Origin of the sequence: Microbacterium hydrothermale (genome assembly GCF_004854025.1) — a bacterium.
Taxonomy (GTDB): Bacteria; Actinomycetota; Actinomycetes; order Actinomycetales; family Microbacteriaceae; genus Microbacterium; species Microbacterium hydrothermale.
The window spans coordinates 636,927-654,685 of record NZ_STGM01000002.1; the positions used below are offsets into that span (position 1 = coordinate 636,927).

General features: G+C 69.5%; 12 protein-coding genes. 5 read left to right on the top strand and 7 right to left on the bottom strand.

What is annotated here, in order from left to right; genetic code table 11:
- The first annotated feature begins 3,559 nt into the window (after nucleotides 1-3,559).
- The 3 genes from FB047_RS06620 (at nucleotide 3,560) to FB047_RS06630 (ending at nucleotide 5,880) form a co-directional block, all read left to right on the top strand.
- Complete coding sequence (locus FB047_RS06620; protein ID WP_420812644.1) at nucleotides 3,560-4,486, top strand: ParA family protein; 927 nt, start codon at nucleotides 3,560-3,562, stop codon at nucleotides 4,484-4,486.
- The gene (locus FB047_RS06625; protein WP_136586383.1) at nucleotides 4,486-5,451 is read left to right on the top strand and encodes a ParB/RepB/Spo0J family partition protein; all 966 of its coding nucleotides are present in this window, start codon (nucleotides 4,486-4,488) and stop codon (nucleotides 5,449-5,451) included. The genes FB047_RS06620 and FB047_RS06625 overlap by 1 nt, the downstream gene beginning before the upstream one ends.
- An 81-nt stretch (nucleotides 5,452-5,532) precedes the next feature.
- Nucleotides 5,533-5,880 (top strand): tryptophan synthase subunit alpha, encoded by a 348-nt coding sequence (locus FB047_RS06630; protein ID WP_136586384.1) that lies wholly within the window; start codon nucleotides 5,533-5,535, stop codon nucleotides 5,878-5,880.
- A 499-nt stretch (nucleotides 5,881-6,379) separates the two neighbouring features.
- Here FB047_RS06630 and trxA read toward each other — a convergent pair whose 3' ends face one another.
- The 4 genes from trxA to FB047_RS06650 all read right to left on the bottom strand — a co-directional run bounded on the left by trxA (nucleotide 6,380) and on the right by FB047_RS06650 (nucleotide 11,619).
- Nucleotides 6,380-6,703 carry a thioredoxin gene (trxA, locus tag FB047_RS06635; RefSeq protein WP_108319841.1) on the bottom strand — a complete coding sequence of 108 codons (324 nt, stop codon included), beginning with the start codon at nucleotides 6,701-6,703 and terminating at the stop codon, nucleotides 6,380-6,382.
- Nucleotides 6,704-6,765: 62 nt separating this feature from the next.
- The gene (gene trxB / locus FB047_RS06640) at nucleotides 6,766-7,752 is read right to left on the bottom strand and encodes a thioredoxin-disulfide reductase (protein WP_136586385.1); all 987 of its coding nucleotides are present in this window, start codon (nucleotides 7,750-7,752) and stop codon (nucleotides 6,766-6,768) included.
- 73 nt (nucleotides 7,753-7,825) lie between these two features.
- On the bottom strand, nucleotides 7,826-9,445 hold the full coding sequence (gene murJ, locus FB047_RS06645; RefSeq protein WP_136586386.1) for a murein biosynthesis integral membrane protein MurJ: 1,620 nt from the start codon (nucleotides 9,443-9,445) through the stop codon (nucleotides 7,826-7,828).
- Complete coding sequence (locus FB047_RS06650) at nucleotides 9,442-11,619, bottom strand: DUF6049 family protein (RefSeq protein ID WP_136586387.1); 2,178 nt, start codon at nucleotides 11,617-11,619, stop codon at nucleotides 9,442-9,444. Before FB047_RS06650 ends, murJ begins: the two co-directional genes overlap by 4 nt.
- 137 nt (nucleotides 11,620-11,756) lie before the next feature.
- On the opposite strand from FB047_RS06650, the gene FB047_RS06655 reads away from it, so the two are divergent.
- Nucleotides 11,757-13,274, top strand: coding sequence for a DUF7059 domain-containing protein (locus FB047_RS06655; RefSeq protein WP_136586388.1), 1,518 nt, complete (start codon nucleotides 11,757-11,759; stop codon nucleotides 13,272-13,274).
- A 60-nt stretch (nucleotides 13,275-13,334) separates the two neighbouring features.
- The gene (locus FB047_RS06660; protein ID WP_136586389.1) at nucleotides 13,335-14,762 is read left to right on the top strand and encodes a CCA tRNA nucleotidyltransferase; all 1,428 of its coding nucleotides are present in this window, start codon (nucleotides 13,335-13,337) and stop codon (nucleotides 14,760-14,762) included.
- Nucleotides 14,763-15,051: 289 nt separating this feature from the next.
- Here FB047_RS06660 and FB047_RS06665 read toward each other — a convergent pair whose 3' ends face one another.
- From FB047_RS06665 to FB047_RS06675, 3 genes are all read right to left on the bottom strand, one after another.
- Complete coding sequence (locus tag FB047_RS06665) at nucleotides 15,052-16,158, bottom strand: hypothetical protein (RefSeq protein ID WP_136586390.1); 1,107 nt, start codon at nucleotides 16,156-16,158, stop codon at nucleotides 15,052-15,054.
- Nucleotides 16,155-16,514: a PadR family transcriptional regulator gene (locus FB047_RS06670; protein ID WP_136586391.1), complete on the bottom strand. Its 360-nt coding sequence runs from the start codon at nucleotides 16,512-16,514 to the stop codon at nucleotides 16,155-16,157. Before FB047_RS06670 ends, FB047_RS06665 begins: the two co-directional genes overlap by 4 nt.
- Before the next feature lie 141 nt (nucleotides 16,515-16,655).
- Nucleotides 16,656-17,690, bottom strand: coding sequence for an NAD(P)-dependent alcohol dehydrogenase (locus tag FB047_RS06675; RefSeq protein ID WP_136586392.1), 1,035 nt, complete (start codon nucleotides 17,688-17,690; stop codon nucleotides 16,656-16,658).
- Nucleotides 17,691-17,759: the final 69 nt, after the last annotated feature.

The window sequence follows — 17,759 nt, forward strand, 5'->3', positions numbered from 1 at the left end:
CCTGCGTGGTGCGGTTGTGACGGCTGACGAGCGAACGCGAAGGGTCCTCGTCCGGGTGGGGGATCTCCTACGCTGAGCGGCGGGCCCGCTGCCCACTGCCCCCCTCTCACTTCGCATGCCGCCATGTCCGTGATGTGGCTTTGCAGCGGTGAGAGGACACTGTCCGCCTCATGGGCTTGCGTCAATTTGGCGCACATTCATCTGCAAGGTCCTCTGTGTCGAGCCGTGCGTGCGACGTGGTGCGCGTGGGCAAGGATCCGTGTGTCCCCGCACGCCATCGCCTGGAAATCGAACTCACTTCGGGACGTGGTCGTTGCCCTGATGAATGCGCGTGCTCGGTCGGAGCGCCAACATCGCATCGCCTTGCGCGGTGGGGTTGTCGAGGGCGCGGGGTGGCGTAGCGCGGGATACTCCCCCGTCGAATCTGCGGGCTCCCTCTGGTCCCCCGGCTGCTGTCCACGGCGATGACCGGCGGAAGTAGTTCCGGGTTGGGAAGCTCGCTCGGGGTCACCTCCGTGTGGGCCGCACACACACAGACGGGCGCAGGATCGCGATGACGCGCAGGGGCTCCCGCGCGTCATCGCCGGTGGCGGACGGCTCACGGCGGTCGTCGCGGTGTCCGTGGCTATGAGGGTGACTCGTGATCGTGGTGACGGCCCCGGGTTCAAGATTTGCAGACTCGCTGGCGAGGGCGTCGAGGGCTGGTCTGCCCCTGCAGCGATGGGTGGTCCTTGGACGCGAGAGCCTCCACCCAGATTCGCCGCTCTCCCCCGGTGGTCGACCGCTGAGGTGCATGCGTGCCGTGCTTCTGTAGGTCGCGCCGCAGCTGTCGATTCTGCCGTGACGCAACCGTCTGTCCCGAGTCCATCACTCACTCCCCTGCGGTTGCCTCGTTCCGAGCTGCCGTGTCGCTCCGCCCCGCGGAGGTGACAACATCGTTGACCATAGGGTGCAGCTCGTTCTGGGGCGCGCGTTGAGTGCCTGGGACATCGCCGAAGCTGATCCTCGAGCTCTTTTCGACTCTCGAGCTCGGCGTCGTCAGCTCGATTGATCAGGCGGGTAGCCGGCGGCCTTCATCAGATCGGCGCGGTCGTCGCTTTCCCGACCATCACCTGGGGACGGTCGATCGGGATCGTCGTCATGAGCCTCTCCCCGACGGAGAGTGGCGCTGTGCGCCTGTTTCACGTGAAACATCGCGACCGGCTGAATCATCTGCGGCAGAGCTCGTCTTCACGAGGTGGATGGACCCGCACCGTTCCGCATGTCCTGCAGCACACGCGAGCCTGTGAGAGTCCGTGGTGCGCCGGTCGTTGATCCCCGGCGGCCATGGGCCGTCGTCGTGCGTGCGTCTCCATTTCGCCCAGCGGCTGGTCGTCCGGTTGATCTCAAGTCAATGACGCGAGGACGAGTAAATGGCGCACCCACGGGCAGCCCCGCTTCCCGTCACAAAGCCGACGTCCCGTCTGGGCCGGTCCTGTCCACGTCGCGTTTCACGTGAAACATCGTCTAGGCGGCGCTCGTGTGCAGAACTGCGGGCGGAATTGGTCACGTACTCATTCGGGCGCGCATTCCGGCTGATGAGTCTGCGGTTGGCGCGCGCCCTTGCCTTGGCCCGCCGTTGAGGACGTCCGTCGCAAGACCCAGAGCGGCCGCAGTTTTGCGTGAACGGCGTGTTCCCAATGCTGAGCAATTCCGACGCCTTCGTTCTCCCCCGCGGCCGCCGCATGACGGAGAAGTCTGCTGGCTTGGCGAGCTGGAAAGGATGCGCCGTTGCGATTGCCGGGCTAAGACCGACTGTTGAGGTCGCCGAAGGGGATGGGCGTGTGAACCCGCCTGCCTACACGCGCGATTCGCCCCGAATGCTTGAGTCGGTACTGCCGTCGCCTCGGGTGGGACGTCTGAGTGAGTGAGTGCGGGGCCCGGGCGGGTTCGAAGTGGCAGTTGGATGCGGCGGTGAGAAGCACGGGCGAACCTGGGGGTTTTGGGCGCATCAGATGCCGACGAAGCGCACTTGCTCTAAGGGTGCTGCGGCAACCTAGGCGCTGGCGCCGGAGGGATAGGCACGTTCGTGACTCGAGGCGTCGTATCGGAGTTTCCGGACGGTGCATCTGGGTGAGCGACGCGCGCCGGGATCGATTGCGGTGAGGGATGGGGGTCGAGAGTGCAGGGGAACGGTCCCGTCCGCCCTCTCGCCTGCCGGTGGGTGTCGCGGCCTGTTACGAACACGTGTGGGCGATAACCGCTTGCGCGACGAGGGCGACCGTCCGCGCCTCCGACGGTGGGCGCTCGCTCGCCTCACCGCTGCTTCCGTGGGACGCCTCACGTCCTTCGATCGTGAGGCGCGCCGCACGTCTCACGACATCCTCAGGTCACAGTCGACCAGGGCAAGAGTGGTGGCTGCGACCGTGAGAAGGCAGGACGTCGTGGGTGGACTGCGGCGGGGACCCGCGGTGCCACCGCGCGCGGTAAGCACCCTGGTGCGCCGCACTCTCTCATCGACGCGTCCTCTCAGCGTCGGCGGAGCCACCCTTGCGGCTCGGCTGGCCGAGGGCTCGCGAAGACAGGCACGGGATCATCGGATCTCGCGATTCTGCGATTCTGAGTCGGTGCCTGAATTGCCGTTCAGCGATGTCGCCGGGAATCATCGGCTCTTGCCAGCTCTATGGGATTCAGGTCTGTAACGAGCCGCCGCAGGAGCTTCCCAAGCACTTGCCTGAGCCCCCGCTCGCGTCGTGCAGAAGCAGTAGATCAGCCGATCTTGGATTACATCGCCTCCGGAGTCGCCCTCTGGGAGGGGTACAAACGTCCACATCCGCGTGAGAAGCTTCTCCCCGACTTCACGATGAGTGCCTGGCGGGGATTGGTCGATCCCCATGGAACGAAGCACGAAGTGGTGCCGCATCAACGAGCGCACGGTAGCGGGCGCTGAAGCGCGTCTCGCAACCGATGCCGGCCGGCATCCTGTCCGCGTCCACTCGTCAATATGCGACCGGTGGCGTCCGAACAAACGGGCGCTTCCGACGGGGACAAACGTTCTGAAGCGTCCCCGAGGGGTGCAGGAAACCACTTGCTTCTCTGCATGCTCGCGGAATCTGTTTCACGTGAAACATCACTCGCGTGACACTCGTCCCTGCGGGGGGTGAGAGGCTGCCGGCGGCCGATGCACTTGGCTCGGCGATGGTGACAATTGCGGGCGCGCGGGGGACCCCGCGCGTCGAGCATGCCCGCACGCGGAGTCCTTCTCCGACGACGTCGCAGGACGGGGTGGATGGCGCCATCCGTGCCGAACGGGCCTGATGCTGCGTCATTCCACCCGTCCCGTCTGTGTGGGTTGGACGCGGGGATGTACCACGGAGGTCCTCAGTTCAACGTTCCCCGTCACGCGCACAGCGTCGGCGAAGGTCGGAGGTACTCGTGGGAGCGTGGTGTCGATCGCTCTATGGGTGACCAGACGCGTGCTTCAGCGAATGAGGGCGGATGTGAGACGGGTGGCATCTGTCGCGGACGACGTGGATGTCGGGGGGCGCGGGTAGACTGAGCAAGTTCGCGACGGAGAGGTGTGTTTCACGTGAAACAGTCCGATGAGGCGTCCACGTCGTTCTCTCTTGACGACTCCCCCATCGCCCGCGAGATCGCTGATCTTTCCGCTCGGCGTCGAGCACTGGAGGCCGCGTCCGTCGAACTGTCGGGCCGCACCCGCATCTTCACGGTCTCGAATCAGAAGGGCGGCGTCGGAAAGACGACGACGGCTGTTAACATCGCTGCCGCCCTCGTGTCCGTCGGTGCGCGCGTGCTCGTGATCGACCTCGATCCCCAGGGCAATGCCTCGACGGCGCTGGGAGTCGCCCACAACGCGGAAACCCCCAGCATTTACGACGTGCTCATCGATGAGTTCCCGCTGGCTGACATCGTGCAGACGAGCCCGGAGTCCCCGAACCTGCTGTGCGCCCCGAGCACGATCCACCTGGCGGGCGCGGAGATCGAACTCGTCTCCCAGGTCGCTCGCGAGCACCGTCTGCGCGGCGCCCTTCGCGACTATCTCGCGATCGAGGACAACCACCTCGACTTCGTCATCATCGACTGCCCGCCGTCGCTGGGGCTTCTCACCATCAATGCGTTCACGGCCGCCGACGAGGTCATGATCCCCATCCAGTGCGAGTACTACGCGCTGGAAGGCCTGAGCCAACTGTTGGGGAGCGTGCAGATGATCCAGAAGCATCTGAATCCCACGCTGCACGTGTCCACCATCCTGCTCACGATGTACGACGGTCGTACCCGCCTCGCTCAGCAGGTCGCGGAGGAAGTCCGATCTCACTTCACGAGCGAGGTGCTCGACACCGTCATCCCCCGCTCGGTCCGCGTCTCCGAAGCACCGAGCTTCGGACAGACCGTCATCGCGTACGATGGCCAGTCAGCGGGCGCCATCGCCTACCGCGAAGCCGCGGTCGAGATCGTCTCGCGAGACACCACGAAGAAGGGTTCCTGATGGCCAAGAGGACCGGACTGGGCCGCGGCATCGGCGCCCTCATCCCCACGGCGGAGCCCTCGGAGGCTCGCCCCGTCGACGTGTTCTTCCCCGAGGGGAACGCCGCTCCGAAGGACGACTCCCCCGTCGCCGCCGACACCACCGACGATTCCCTCGTCCGCGTTCCCGGCGCGCGCCTCGTGCACATCGATCCGAAGTCGATCGTTCCGAACCCTCGCCAGCCGCGCACGCACTTCGATCCGGACGACCTCGCGGAGCTCATCCATTCCGTGCGTGAGTTCGGGGTGCTGCAGCCGGTCGTGGTGCGCGACAAGGGCGACGGAACGTACGAGCTGATCATGGGCGAGCGCCGCACGCGCGCATCGCGTGAGGCCGGCCTCGAGACCATCCCCGCCGTCGTCCGGGAGACGGAGGACGAGTACCTTCTGCGGGACGCCCTGCTCGAGAACCTGCACCGTTCGCAGCTGAACCCTCTCGAAGAGGCATCCGCGTACCAGCAGCTGCTCGAGGACTTCGGAATCACCCAGGAAGAGCTCGCGACGCGAATCGGTCGTTCGCGGCCTCAGATCAGCAACACCATCCGGCTACTCAAGCTGCCGGTCCCCGTGCAGCAGCGTGTTGCGGCCGGCGTGCTGAGTGCCGGTCACGCCCGCGCAATCCTCTCGCTCGACGACGCGAAAGAGATGCAGAAGCTCGCCGACAAGATCGTGAACGAGGACCTCTCCGTTCGCGCGGCCGAAGCGGCAGCGAAGATGCCGGGTGTCGCCCCCGTTCGGCAGAAGCCCACCGCGGGCTCTCGTCGGTCCGGTCTCGATGACGTCGCGGAGCGTCTGGGCGATCGTCTCGACACCAAGGTCCGGGTTTCACTGAACGCCAAAAAAGGCCAGATCAGCATCGATTTTGCGAGCATCCAAGACTTGAATCGCATCCTCGCCGCGCTCGGTGAGGACGGTTACACGGGCTGAGGTCGACGGTCTCCTCGTCGTCACGCGGGGAGCGAACGCCCGAGGGCGCCCGGTGTCGGTGGTGCGACGTACGCTGGAACGGTGACTGCGAACGAAGACCACCCGCGCCGTCGCGCCAGCCTCGAGCTTCTGCGCGCCGAGGCCTCCGATGAGCTGGCCGTGCTGATCCACGAGCGACTCCGCGGCGGTGAAGATCCGTGGGACTTCATGGAAGACCTCCCCAGCGTCGACGAGCTCGTCGTCCTCACTCTTCGTGCCGAGAACATCACGGAGAACGGGGGCGTCCGACCGACGAAGGCGCGCAACTACCGCGTCCTCCGGCAGATCGCCCTCGACTACCCGGCCCTCACGCGCGCTGTGTGGCGCATTCTGGGCGAAGACGAGCCGCACCGCCGCTGGGACGCGAGCGTCCGTCTCGACGCGTCCTGAGCGCCCCACACGGCGTCTGGGGCGGTGGAGGCTGCCGTGCCCTCTGTCGCACCCCACGACGCGCGAACGTCGTCGTGCGGCCGCTGCCGCGGGAGCTCGGTCCCTCGCAGAGCCTCAGCGCCTCGCGATCGATCCGTCGCTCGAGAGCTGTCTCGCGCGCCTGGCCGACGAGTCAGCCGCAGTGCCCGACCCGCGAGTGAGCCGCAGCTCCCCGGCGCCCGACACGCCGCAGGGCCGAAGCGCCCGCCTTCCGCTCCCCGCACCTCCCCCGCGCCGCCTGTCGCGTCCCCGGGAGGCGCAGCGCCGAGGGGGTGCCGAGGTCCAGCCCGCCGGACACCTCCCGCTCGGCCGTGCGGCGGAACCGGCCTCACCACACACGCCTCGACGCGGTGTCGGCGGACGGACGCGGCATCCTGGCCCTCCTGGGAGAGAGCCGGCGCCCCGGGAACGGCGAAAGCCCCGGCACGACGGTGCCGGGGCTTTCGAGGACGGAGAGGACTCAGCCGATGAACGGAGCGAGGTCCTGCTCGAGCGCATACTTGGGCTTCGCGCCGATGATGGTCGTCTTGACCTCACCGCCCTGGAAGACCTTCATCGCGGGGATCGAGGTGATCTGGTACTTCATCGCCAGATCGGGGTTCTCGTCGACGTTGAGCTTGAGGATGGTGATCTTGCCCGAGTTCTCGTTCTGGATCTCGTCGAGGACGGGGGCGACCATGCGACACGGTCCACACCACTCGGCCCAGAAGTCCACGAGAACGGGTCCGTCGGCCTGCAGGACGTCCTGCTCGAACGTCGCGGAGGTCGTCGCCTTGGCGGTCATGTGATTTCTCCTTAGATAAGAGCGTCAGTAGTTGAAAACGCCGGTGACGGCGGATTTGTTCCTCAGACCACGGCCGCGTCGGGAAGCCCCTCGATGGGGCTCTCGGCGACGGCGGGCTCGCCGGCCTCACCGCGCGCGGCGAGGAAGTGCTCCACGTCGAGGGCGGCGACGGTTCCGCTCCCGGCCGCGGTGATCGCCTGCCGGTAAGTGGGGTCGATCACGTCGCCGGCCGCGAAGACGCCCTCGACCGAGGTACGCGACGAACGTCCGTCGACCCAGATGGTGCCCTGGTCGGTCAGCTGGAGCTTGTCGTGCACGAGGTGCGTGCGGGGGTCGTTGCCGATCGCGACGAACAGACCGTCGAGCGGGAGCTCGCGCAGGGTGTCGTCGACCGTCGACCGCAGACGGACACCGTTCACGGCATCCTCTCCGAGGATCTCGTCGACGGCGCTGTTCCAGATGAACTCGATCTTGGGATTCGCGAACGCGCGCTCCTGCATGATCTTCGACGCGCGCAGCGTGTCTTTGCGGTGGATGATGTAGACCTTCGACGCGAACTTGGTGAGGAAGTTCGCCTCTTCCATGGCCGAGTCGCCACCGCCGACGACCGCGATCGTGCGGTCGCGGAAGAAGAAGCCGTCGCAGGTGGCGCACCACGAGACACCGCGGCCGGAGAGGCGGTCTTCACCCTCGAGGCCGAGCTTGCGGTAGGCCGAGCCGGTCGCGTAGATGACGGAGACGGCCTCCTCGACCTTGCCACTGCCGAGGGTGACCTTCTTGACGGGACCGTCGAGCTCGAGCGACACGACGTCGTCGTAGAGCACCTGTGCACCGAAGCGCTCGGCCTGCGCCTGCATCTTCGCCATGAGGTCGGGGCCCTGGATGCCGTCGGGGAAGCCGGGGAAGTTCTCGACCTCGGTGGTGTTCATGAGGTCGCCGCCGGCCTCGACGGAGCTCGCGACGACGAGGGGCTCGAGGTTGGCTCGGGCCGCGTAAATGGCGGCCGTGTAGCCGGCCGGGCCGGATCCGATGATGATGACGTGACGCACGGTAGCGCGTTCCCTTCGTTGATTCCGCCGGATGAAACCCATGCTAGCCCTGGGGTATTCCGGGGGCGGGGGGCTAGCGCTTGGGGAGGAACCGTCGGCCGAGCGCGATCGCGGGAGTGAGCTCGGGTGTGCGGAACAGAGCAAGGATGCCGATGTAGACGGCGAGGACGACGGCGCCGATGAGCCCGGCACCGAGCGCCCCGGTCAGGCGGTCCGCCGAGAGCCAGCCCTCCGGACCGCCGCAGAGCAGCACGACGGCCCACCCGGCCGCCCCGGCCGGGATGCCGACGAGCACGAAGCGGACCAGCGGGAGGAGCCACGAACGGATGCCGATGCCCCCAAGCCGACGGTTCAGGATGGCCGTCGCGATCACGACCTGCACGATGCTCGAGATCGACTGTCCCAGCGCGACGGCGGCGGCGAGCTGCGTGACGGGAAGGAGCCCCGCCCCCAGTGCCCCGGCGGCGGCGAGGGCGGTGAGCACGACGAGGACGCCCTGTACGAGCGTGAAGAAGAACGGCGTGCGGGTGTCGTTGTAGGCGTAGAACGTGCGCTGGATGACGAACAGCACCGCGAGGGGCAGGAGGCACGCGAGGAAGCACAGCAGCACCGGCGCGGCGGCGACCGCCTCGGACGCGTCGTTCGTGAAGATGCGGGACGCCGGAACGGCCGCGGCGACCAGAGCCGCGGTGGCGGCGACGATGAACAGGCCCAGGACGCGGATGCTGCGGATGATGTCGTCGCGCACCCGATCGTCTCGACCGGCCGTCGCATGCTCGCTCAACTGCGTGAAGTACGGGGTTCCGATCGAGAGCACGATGAGCGAATACGGGAGCATGAAGACGAGCCAGGCGTTCTGCGAGGCGAGCACGGCGGGGCCGTTCCCGGTCGCTTCGAAGAGCACGCGGCTCTGCACGATGCCCGCCAGCTGGCCGACGATGACCATGAGGAAGGTCCATCCGGCGAGGCGACCGATGTGACGCAGTCCCACACCCCGCCACTGGAAGTCGGGACGTACCCGCAATCCTGCTCGGCGCCAGAAGACGAGCAGGACGACGGTCTGCAGCACGATCCCGCCCGTGGCGACTCCGCCGAGCAGCGCGATCATGCCGGGGGTCCACTGCGCGACCGCGGTGTTGGGCCCGCCGAAGATGAGCAGGAAGACGCCGAAGCCGACGAGGGAGACGACGTTGTTGACGATCGGCGCCCAGGTGTAAGGCCCGAAGACCTTCCGCGCGTTGAGGATCTCACCGAGCAGGGCGTACAGACCGTAGAAGAAGATCTGCGGAAGACACCAGTACGCGAACGCGGTGGCGAGGGCGATCTGATCGGGTGCGGTCGTCGCGGGCGTGTACAGCGACACGATCCAGGGTGCGGCGATCATCGCCACGGCCGTGGTGGCCAGCAGGATGACCGTGCCGAGCGTGAAGAGCTTGGAGATGAAGGCCCGGCCCCCGTCCGCGTGCGTCGCGGCCTTGACGATCTGCGGGACGATGACGGCCGTCAGCACGCCGGTCGAGATGAGGGCGTAGATGTTGTTGGGCAGCGAGTTGGCGAGGCCGAACGCGTCGCCCGCGTAGCTCTGCACCGACCCGACGATGGCCACCAGGACCACCTGTCGCAGCAGACCGCTGACGCGCGACACGATCGTGCCGGCCCCGATGAGCACACTCGCCCGTCCGATACTGCTCACGGGCGCGTCTCCTGCTCGAGGTCGATGTGTTCGTCGTCTTCGGGATCGGCTGCGCCGCGCCCGTCGGCATCCGGATCCTTGTTCCCCACGCCGTCGAGCGGGGGCTCGGCGTCGTCGGGCGGGGCCGCGGCGGCCCGACGACGCCGCGCGACGGTGCGCACGACCCCGAGGCTGAGGAACGCGACGACCAGGACGATGATGACGATCAGTCCGATGCTCTCCCACTCGGCGCGCACCTCGACGTCGACCGCCTGCGGCTGTCCGATCGGCTCTCCCGTGGGGCTGAACAGCTGCAGGTCGACGCTCACCTCGCCGTTGGCGATGCGGGCCTCGACGGGGACCTCGACGCGCGTGTTCGCGGAGGCCTGGGCGTCGACGGTCGTGCGGGGCTGCACGCGCAGACGCGCATCGTCGGGGCGCACCGAGAGCACCACCGTGACCGGCCAGGGCAGGTCGTTGCGCACCCAGGGCCGGAGCGGAGCGCTCGAGCTCACGAGCCGGAAGTCGGATGACAGGATGCCGACCGAGTCGAGCGTCGTGCGCGTCGCGTCGCGGTGGTCCGACACGGCCTGGCGGGCGGCATCCCCCGTCCACGAGATGCTGGTGACCTGCAGCACCTCGGCGCGCTCGCGACCGGTGAGCAATTCGGGCTGGTCGAGGATGGTCGCGAAGCGGTCGATGACCTGCTCGTCGTCGAGCAGTGCGCCGACATCGCCGACGCGCGCGTCGTCGACGACGGGATCGGTGAGGGTGATCTCGGATGCCGGCGACGAGGCGACGGCGGCCAGACGCGAGCCCGCGAATCCCGGGGCGGTGGCGATGAGACCCAGCGTGGCCCGCAGGCTCACGCGGGAGCGGTCGGTGCCGCGGTCGAGTACGGCCAGCACGGGCTGTGCTCCGGTCGTCGCGCGGGCGAGCGCGAGGTATCCCTGTGCGGCCGCGAGGGAGGCCCCGCGGAAGGTGGCGTCGTTCTGCCCGGCCGCATCGGCGAGGGCGCGCGACACCTCGGCGTCGTAGACGGGCGTCGACACTCCCCCGACGGCGGCGGCGGCCTGACGTGCTCCCCCGGCCACGCTCGTGGAGGGCACGAGAACGTGCGCGGGATCGTCGGCGCTGCCGAGGGCGCCGAGGGCGGCGACGGTGTCGGAGCCCGCCGAACCCGTCGCGGGCCAGTACACGTTCGGCGTCGAGGTGCCGATGTCGAGCAGCGCCGCGGTGGAGGGGTAGGTCGGCTGCCCCGGGGTGCTCGCGGGTGAGGGGTCGGGGGTCGACGCGGCCGAGACGGCCGGCGCCGGCTGAGTGAAGTCGGCGGCGCTCATGTACGTCTGCAACGACGTGGGGGCCAGCGGTCCGGATAGACCCGCCCGCAGCTGCGACGCGACGTCGGAGTCGCCGAACTGCAGGGCGAAACGATCGTTGGGGAGTCCGAGCAGACGCTGCAGCCACGCCACCGCGGTCGGCGGTGCCGCGGAACCGAGCACCCGGATGGCGGCGGGGATCGCGGGATCCACCGCCAGGGTCGCTCCCGTGCCGTCGACCGCGTCGAGCTGGGCCGACAGCGCGCCGTCGACGGCCGTGAGCTCCGCGAGTTCGTTCGCCGTGAGCAGGCCCCGGGTCATCGGCGCCGCGGTGATGGGGACCACGAGGGCGATGGGGGTCTGCGCCCCCGTGTCGGCGGGCACGACGATGACGCTCGTCGCCGAGAGACCTGCCGCGGTCACCTGCACCGGGTAGACACCCGCCGCGAGACCGGCCAGCGAGGCGTCGGTCGCCGGCACGGAGAGCGTCGTCGTGGTCTGGGACCCGGAGGACGTGGCATCCACCGTCCCCGTCGCCACCTGCTGCACGCTCACCCCGGTCGCGTCGCCGCTCAGCCACCGCTGGAGGGCCGCGTCGTCGGTGAGCGCACCGCGTCCGAGCGAGAGCGCGACGGGCGTCGAGGTCGTGCCCGTCGATCCCGCCGAGAGCGTCGCGACGACCGAGAGCGAATCGCCGGAGCGCAGGATGCCGTTGGCCGCCGGGGCCGCGGCCAGGGTCGCGGGGGAGGCGGATGCTGAGGGCGACGGCGTGGCCTCGGCGGCGGCGGCCGCCGTTGCGGGCGCGGCGATTCCGAGGGCCAGCGCGAGCGTTGCGAGGGTCGCCAGCAGTCGGCGCGTGCGAGGGCGCCGCGGCACGGGTGAGCCCGAAGGCGGGGAAGTCACGGTCATACGAGCGTCGGTGGAACGAGGGGGCGGGTCCTCGTACCGCGACGAGTCTAGGCCGCGTGCCTTCACGCCCGCCGAAAGCCTCGCGCAGACGGTTGAATGGACCGGTGCTCCCCGAACCCGACGTCCAGCTCTGTCACGCCCTCGCCTCCGACCTGCGTGCGGCGGGCTACGCCAGCGCCGCGCTGCGGGACGCCTGGGGCGCTCAGGCCGACGACGCGGTCGCTCGCGGTCTGCGCGGGCCGGCGGAGCGCGCCCTCGCCGGCCGCGACGACGCCCTCGCGGTGCTCGGTCGCCTGTGGGGACTGGGTCTGACCGTGTCGCGTGCCGAGGCGGACGCGGCGCTGCCAACGCTCGGCGTCGACGGCGCTGCCGCGCTGGGCCTCGTCGCCCTCGACGCAGACGCGGGGAGGGTGCGGCCCGCCGTGCTGGTGCGCCCGCAGGCCTTCGCCGACGAGGAGGGCGAGGTGGAGTGGTGGATCGCCAGCGACCTCGACGAGGCCGCGCTGGGCGGGCCGCTGCCCGAGGACCACGTCCTCGGCGTGGGAGGGGCCTCGCAGACCCTCGCCCGGCTGCAGCTGACCCGTCGCGGGGGCACGGCGCTCGACCTGGGCACCGGATGCGGCATCCAGGCCCTGCGTCTGCGGCGTCTGGTCGACCGCGTCGTCGCGACGGACATCTCGGAGCGCGCCCTGCGCTTCACCCGCCTCAACGCCCTGCTCAACGACGTCGACGGGATCGACACTCGCCTCGGTTCGCTGTTCGAACCGGTGGGTGACGAGACGTTCGACCGGGTGGCATCCAATCCCCCGTTCGTCATCACCCCGCGCGTCGAGGGGGTGCCGGCGTACGAGTACCGCGACGGCGGGATGGAGGGCGATGCGCTCGTCGCCACGGTGATCCGCGAGGTCGGCGCGCACCTCGCTCCGGGCGGGATCGCCCAGTCGCTCGGAAACTGGGAGTACCACGACGGCGAGTCGGGGCTCGATCGCGTCAGTGGATGGGTCGGCGACGGCCTCGACGCCTGGGTGATCGAGCGCGAGGTGCTCGATCCGCTGGCGTACGCGGAGCTCTGGGTCCGCGACGGGGGGACCGTCCCGGGGACGCCGGCCTACGCCCGCCTCGTCGAGGCGTGGCTTGAAGATTTCGCGCGGCGCGGGGTGACCGGGGTGGGATTCGGCTACGTGCTCGTGCGCAGGCCCCTCGCCGGCAGCCCCACCCTCACGCGCTACGAGCGCGTCGCGGGAGGGGGCGAGGCGGGCTTCGGTCCGCACCTTGCGGACTGCCTGGCCGCGCACGACCGCGCGGCGCTCCTGGACGACGACGACCTCGCCGACAGCGTGCTGCGCGTCGCACCCGATGTGACCGAGGCCCGCCACCATCGCCCCGGGGAAGGCGATCCCTCGGTGATCGAGCTGCGTCAGGGCGGCGGCTTCGCCCGCACGATCGAGGTCGACCCGGCCCTGGCCGCTCTCGTCGGGGCCTGCGACGGCGACCTGCCGGTCGGCACGCTCGTGGATGCGATCGCGCAGCTCATGGAGGTCGACGCCGCGCACCTGCGCGCCGACGTGCTCCCCCGCGTGCGCGAACTGCTGGTGACCGGGTTCCTCTCGTTCGAGGACTGAGCCCCGCGGGTCGTCCACGGCCGCCGGACGCCGTCGGCGCCCCCGGTTAGGCTCGAAGGCATGCTGAACATGGCCGAGGGTCTCGCGCGCCTCGAGGAGCTCGCGGCGCACCCCGTCGTCTCCGCCGTCGCCCGCGCCTTCGCTGACGCGGGCCGCGATCTGGCGATCGTCGGCGGCCCGGTTCGCGACGCCCTGCTGGGTCGCATCACCCACGACTTCGATTTCACGACCGATGCGCGTCCCGACGAGATCCTCGCCCTCGTGAAGCCCATCTCGTCGGTGCAGTGGGACGTCGGTCGCGCCTTCGGAACCATCGGCGCACGCGTCAAGGGCGAGCAGGTCGAGATCACGACGTTCCGCGCCGACAGCTACGACGGCGTCACCCGCAAGCCGACCGTCGAGTTCGGCGACACCCTCGAGGCCGACCTCAGCCGCCGTGATTTCACCGTGAACGCGATGGCCCTGCGCGTCCCCGCGCGCACCCTCGTCGACCCGACGGGCGGCGTCGAAGACCTGCTCGCCGGGCGCCTGCGCACCCCCATCGATCCGGCCGTCAGCTTCGGCGACGACCCGCTGCGCATGCTGCGCGCGGCCCGGTTCTCGTCGCAGCTCGACTTCGCGGTCGACCCCGCGACGCTCGATGCGATCGCCGAGCTGCGGGCGTCTCTCGCCATCGTCAGCCCCGAGCGCGTGCAGGCCGAGCTGGTGCGTCTGCTGCAGACCGACGATCCGGTGCGCGGGATCCGCGTGCTCGTCGAGACCGGCCTGATCGAGGAGTTCCTGCCCGAGGTGCCGGCGCTGCGCCTCGAGGTCGACGAGCACCACCACCACAAAGACGTCTATGAGCACTCGCTCACTGTGCTGCGCCAGGCGATCGCGCTCGAGAAGAAGCGGCATCCGGATGCCGCCCCCGACGTGCCCCTGCGATTGGCGGCGCTGCTGCACGACATCGGCAAGCCCGCCACACGGCGCCTCGAGACCGGGGGCGGGGTCACCTTCCACCACCACGACATCAAGGGCGCGCGCATGGCCCGCAAGCGCCTGCAGGCGCTGCGCTTCGACGCGGCGACCACGACGGTCGTCTCGCGCCTGGTCGAGCTGCACCTGCGGTTCTTCGGCTACGCCGAGGGGGCGTGGACGGATGCCGCCGTCCGCCGCTACGTGCGCGACGCCGGTGACGAGCTCGAGCGCCTGCACATCCTCACGCGGGCCGACGTGACCACGCGCAACAAGCGCAAGGCGCAGCGCCTGGCATCCGCCTACGACGACATCGAAGCCCGCATCGCGTCGCTGCGCGAGCAGGAGCAGATCGATGCGATCCGCCCCGAGCTCGACGGCAACCGCATCCAGGAGATCCTGGGCCTGCGTCCGGGACGCGAGGTCGGCGAGGCGTACCGCTTCCTGCTCGACCTGCGCCTCGACGAGGGCGTGCTCGGCGAGGACGAGGCCGAGGAGCGCCTGCGGGCCTGGTGGGCGGCGCGGGGCTGAGCCCGATTCGTCATTGATCGGCGATCGTCGTCCGGATCGCGGGCGTGACACGCCGGCGGTGGAGCACGGCAGCGGATGCGTCTGCGGTTTGGGGCGCCGGTCGGTACATGCCCGATTCGGAATAACGCCGATTGCCGGTGCCCGGCACGGCATTCGGAAGCCCCCACTCCTCCGAAGATCCGTACCGGGCACCTGTCTCAGTGGGGCTGATCGCCATCGTCGTCGACCTGCGCGAGCGCGGCGATCACGAGGTGCGTCAGGTCGATGCTGACGATCCGCGGCTGATCGGTCACGGGGTGATCGATCCGGTGGGCTGCACGAGCGGGGTCGGGCTGACTCCGCTGGACGGAGTCGGGCCGAGGCCGGTGGAGACGGCCGAGCGATCGGGCTCGGGGAGAGGCTGCACGCGGTCGAAGGGGAACGCGGGGAGTCTGGCAGCGGACAGTCCTCCGACGCCGTCCCAGGTCCATTCTCCGGCGGGGACCTCGCGCAGAGGGAAGACGTTCCACTGAGGGGCCGCGCCCGGGTACGTCTCCGGAACGGGGACGGGACCGCCACCCCCGGCGAAGTACGGATCGTAGGACTCGGATGCCGCATCGCTCTGGACCGTACGCAGCGGGTTGCCGTCCTGATCGAACAGTTGCACTCCGGTGATCGGGTCGCCCGCGGCGTCGTAAGCGTAGATGTTGCGGATGCGCTGCCCGTCGATCGCCAGACCTGGTGTCTCGTATCCGACCTGCGGGGCGTCGACCCAGCCGGTGAACAGTTGGGTCATGGCCGTCGAGATTGATCCCGCGAGCATGGGCACCGCGATGACCGCGATCACCGTCGACACCGTTCGCACCACACGGATCCACCTGAAGGGGGCCCAGCGTCCCCTGCCCCACTGGATGCTGACGAGCAGGGAGGTCAGCAGGATGGCCCACGACACCGGGTTGTACCTCAGCGTGAGGAACGCGTCGAGGATGCCGCCGGTGCTCGGCCTCGACATGACCGACAGGAAGATCCAGAGATAGAACACGACGCCCCGCAGCACCCACCACGCGGGCCGGAGCGAGACGAGGAGGTCGAGGAGCCATGCCCCGGCCGCGTTGGCGCGGACCCGGTCGTGGATCTCCCGCCATCCGTGCCGCACGTCGTCGACGATGGCGAAGCGCTTCTTGGGGGTGGCGACGCTGCCGCGTTCCGGGAGTCCCGCGGCCGCACGCAGTTCGGCGGCGTAGGTCGTGGCATCCGGAAGCTCGAAGTCATCACCCGCCTCGGACGCCTGGTCGGACAGGTCGGCTTCCAGCCCGTCGAGCAGGTCGTCGACCTCGTCGGCGGGCAGGTCGTCAAGGTGCGAGCGGACCGCGGCGGCGAAGGCGCGGATGTCGTCGTGGACGGTCGTGGTGATCATCGTGCGTCTCCGATCGCGCGCAGCTTCGGGGTGGGAGTGGTGTCGTCGAGCAGGCTCGTCATGGCGGAGGAGAAGTGCGTCCAGCTGGCGCGCTGGGCGTCGAGCAGCTCGCGGCCCTGCGGGTTGATGGCGTAGTACTTGCGGTGCGGTCCTCCCTCGGACGGCACGACGTAGCTCGACAGTGCGCCGGCGGAGTACAGACGCCGAAGCGTCCCGTACACCGATGCATCGCCGACCTCGCCGAGACCCGCCTCGCGCAGGCGCCGCACGATGTCGTAGCCGTACCCGTCGTCGTGCTGCACCACCGCCAGTACGGCGGCATCCAGCACCCCTTTCAACAGCTGCGTCGTATCCACGCGGCCCCCTTCGCTTCTCTGCCACGGACAGTACCACGCAGTGCGCAGTAGTGCGTAGTGTGAGACTCGAGGTTTCTTCCCAGCCAGACACGCAGAAGGGGCGGCATCCGTCGATCGGATGCCGCCCCCTCGAGGCTTGCGTCAGGGGACGACGACGGCGCGACCGCGCACCTGTCCCTTGTGCAGCTTGCCGTAGGCCTCCACGGCGCCGTCGAAGCCGTAGCGCTCGACGTGCACGCCGACCGCGCCGCTGCGGGCGAGGTCGAGGACCTCGATCAGCTCGCTGCGCGTTCCCCAGTACGGCGCGCGGACGGCCGCGCCCATCGGCGTGGAGAAGAAGCCGGCGGGAAGGATGCCGCCACCGATGCCGACGATGTGGATGAAGCTGTCGAGCCCGGCGACGGCGCGCGCGAGGTCGATGGTGGGCTGCACGCCGACGAAGTCGAACACGGCGGTGGCGCCGAGGCCGTTCGTGAGCTCGCGGATGCGCTCGGCGGCGTGCTCGTCGGAGGTCACGGTGTGGTGCGCCCCGACCTCGCGGGCGAGGGCGAGCTTGTCCTCGCCGAGGTCGACGGCGATGACGGTGGCCTGGGTGATGGCGCGCAGGATCTGCACGCCCACGTGTCCGAGACCGCCGACGCCGATCACGACGGCCGTGGCTCCGGGGTAGAGCTTCTCCTTCGCCGCAACGATCGCGTGGTACGGCGTGAGTCCCGCGTCGGTCAGCGACACGGTCTCGACGGGGTCGAGGTCGCCGAGGGGCGCGAGGTGGCGCGGATCGTCGACGATGACGTACTCGGCCATCGCTCCGGGGCTGCCCAGTCCCGGAGGGGTGATGCCCATCTCGGCCGCGTAGGGGCAGTAGTTCTCCGCGCCCTGCGCGCAGGCGTGGCAGCGACCGCAGCCCCAGGGGCCGTAGATGGCGTACGCCGCGCCCATCTGCACGCCCTCGACGCCCTCGCCGAGCTCGTCGACGATGCCGGCTCCCTCGTGGCCGAGCGTGAGCGGCAGACCGTAGGTGTACTGGTCTTCGGGAAGGTCCATCACGAACCAGTCCGAGTGGCACAGCCCCGCGGCCGTGACCTTCAGTCGCACCTGGCCCGGGCCCGCGTGGGGCTCCTCGATGTCGACCACCTCGGGGCCCTTGCCGATCTCGCGATACTGCACTGCCTTCATGGCATCCCTTTCTCTCAGTGAATCCACCGTGCGTCCACGATCTCTCTCCCGGGGCGGGGGTTGACGGCG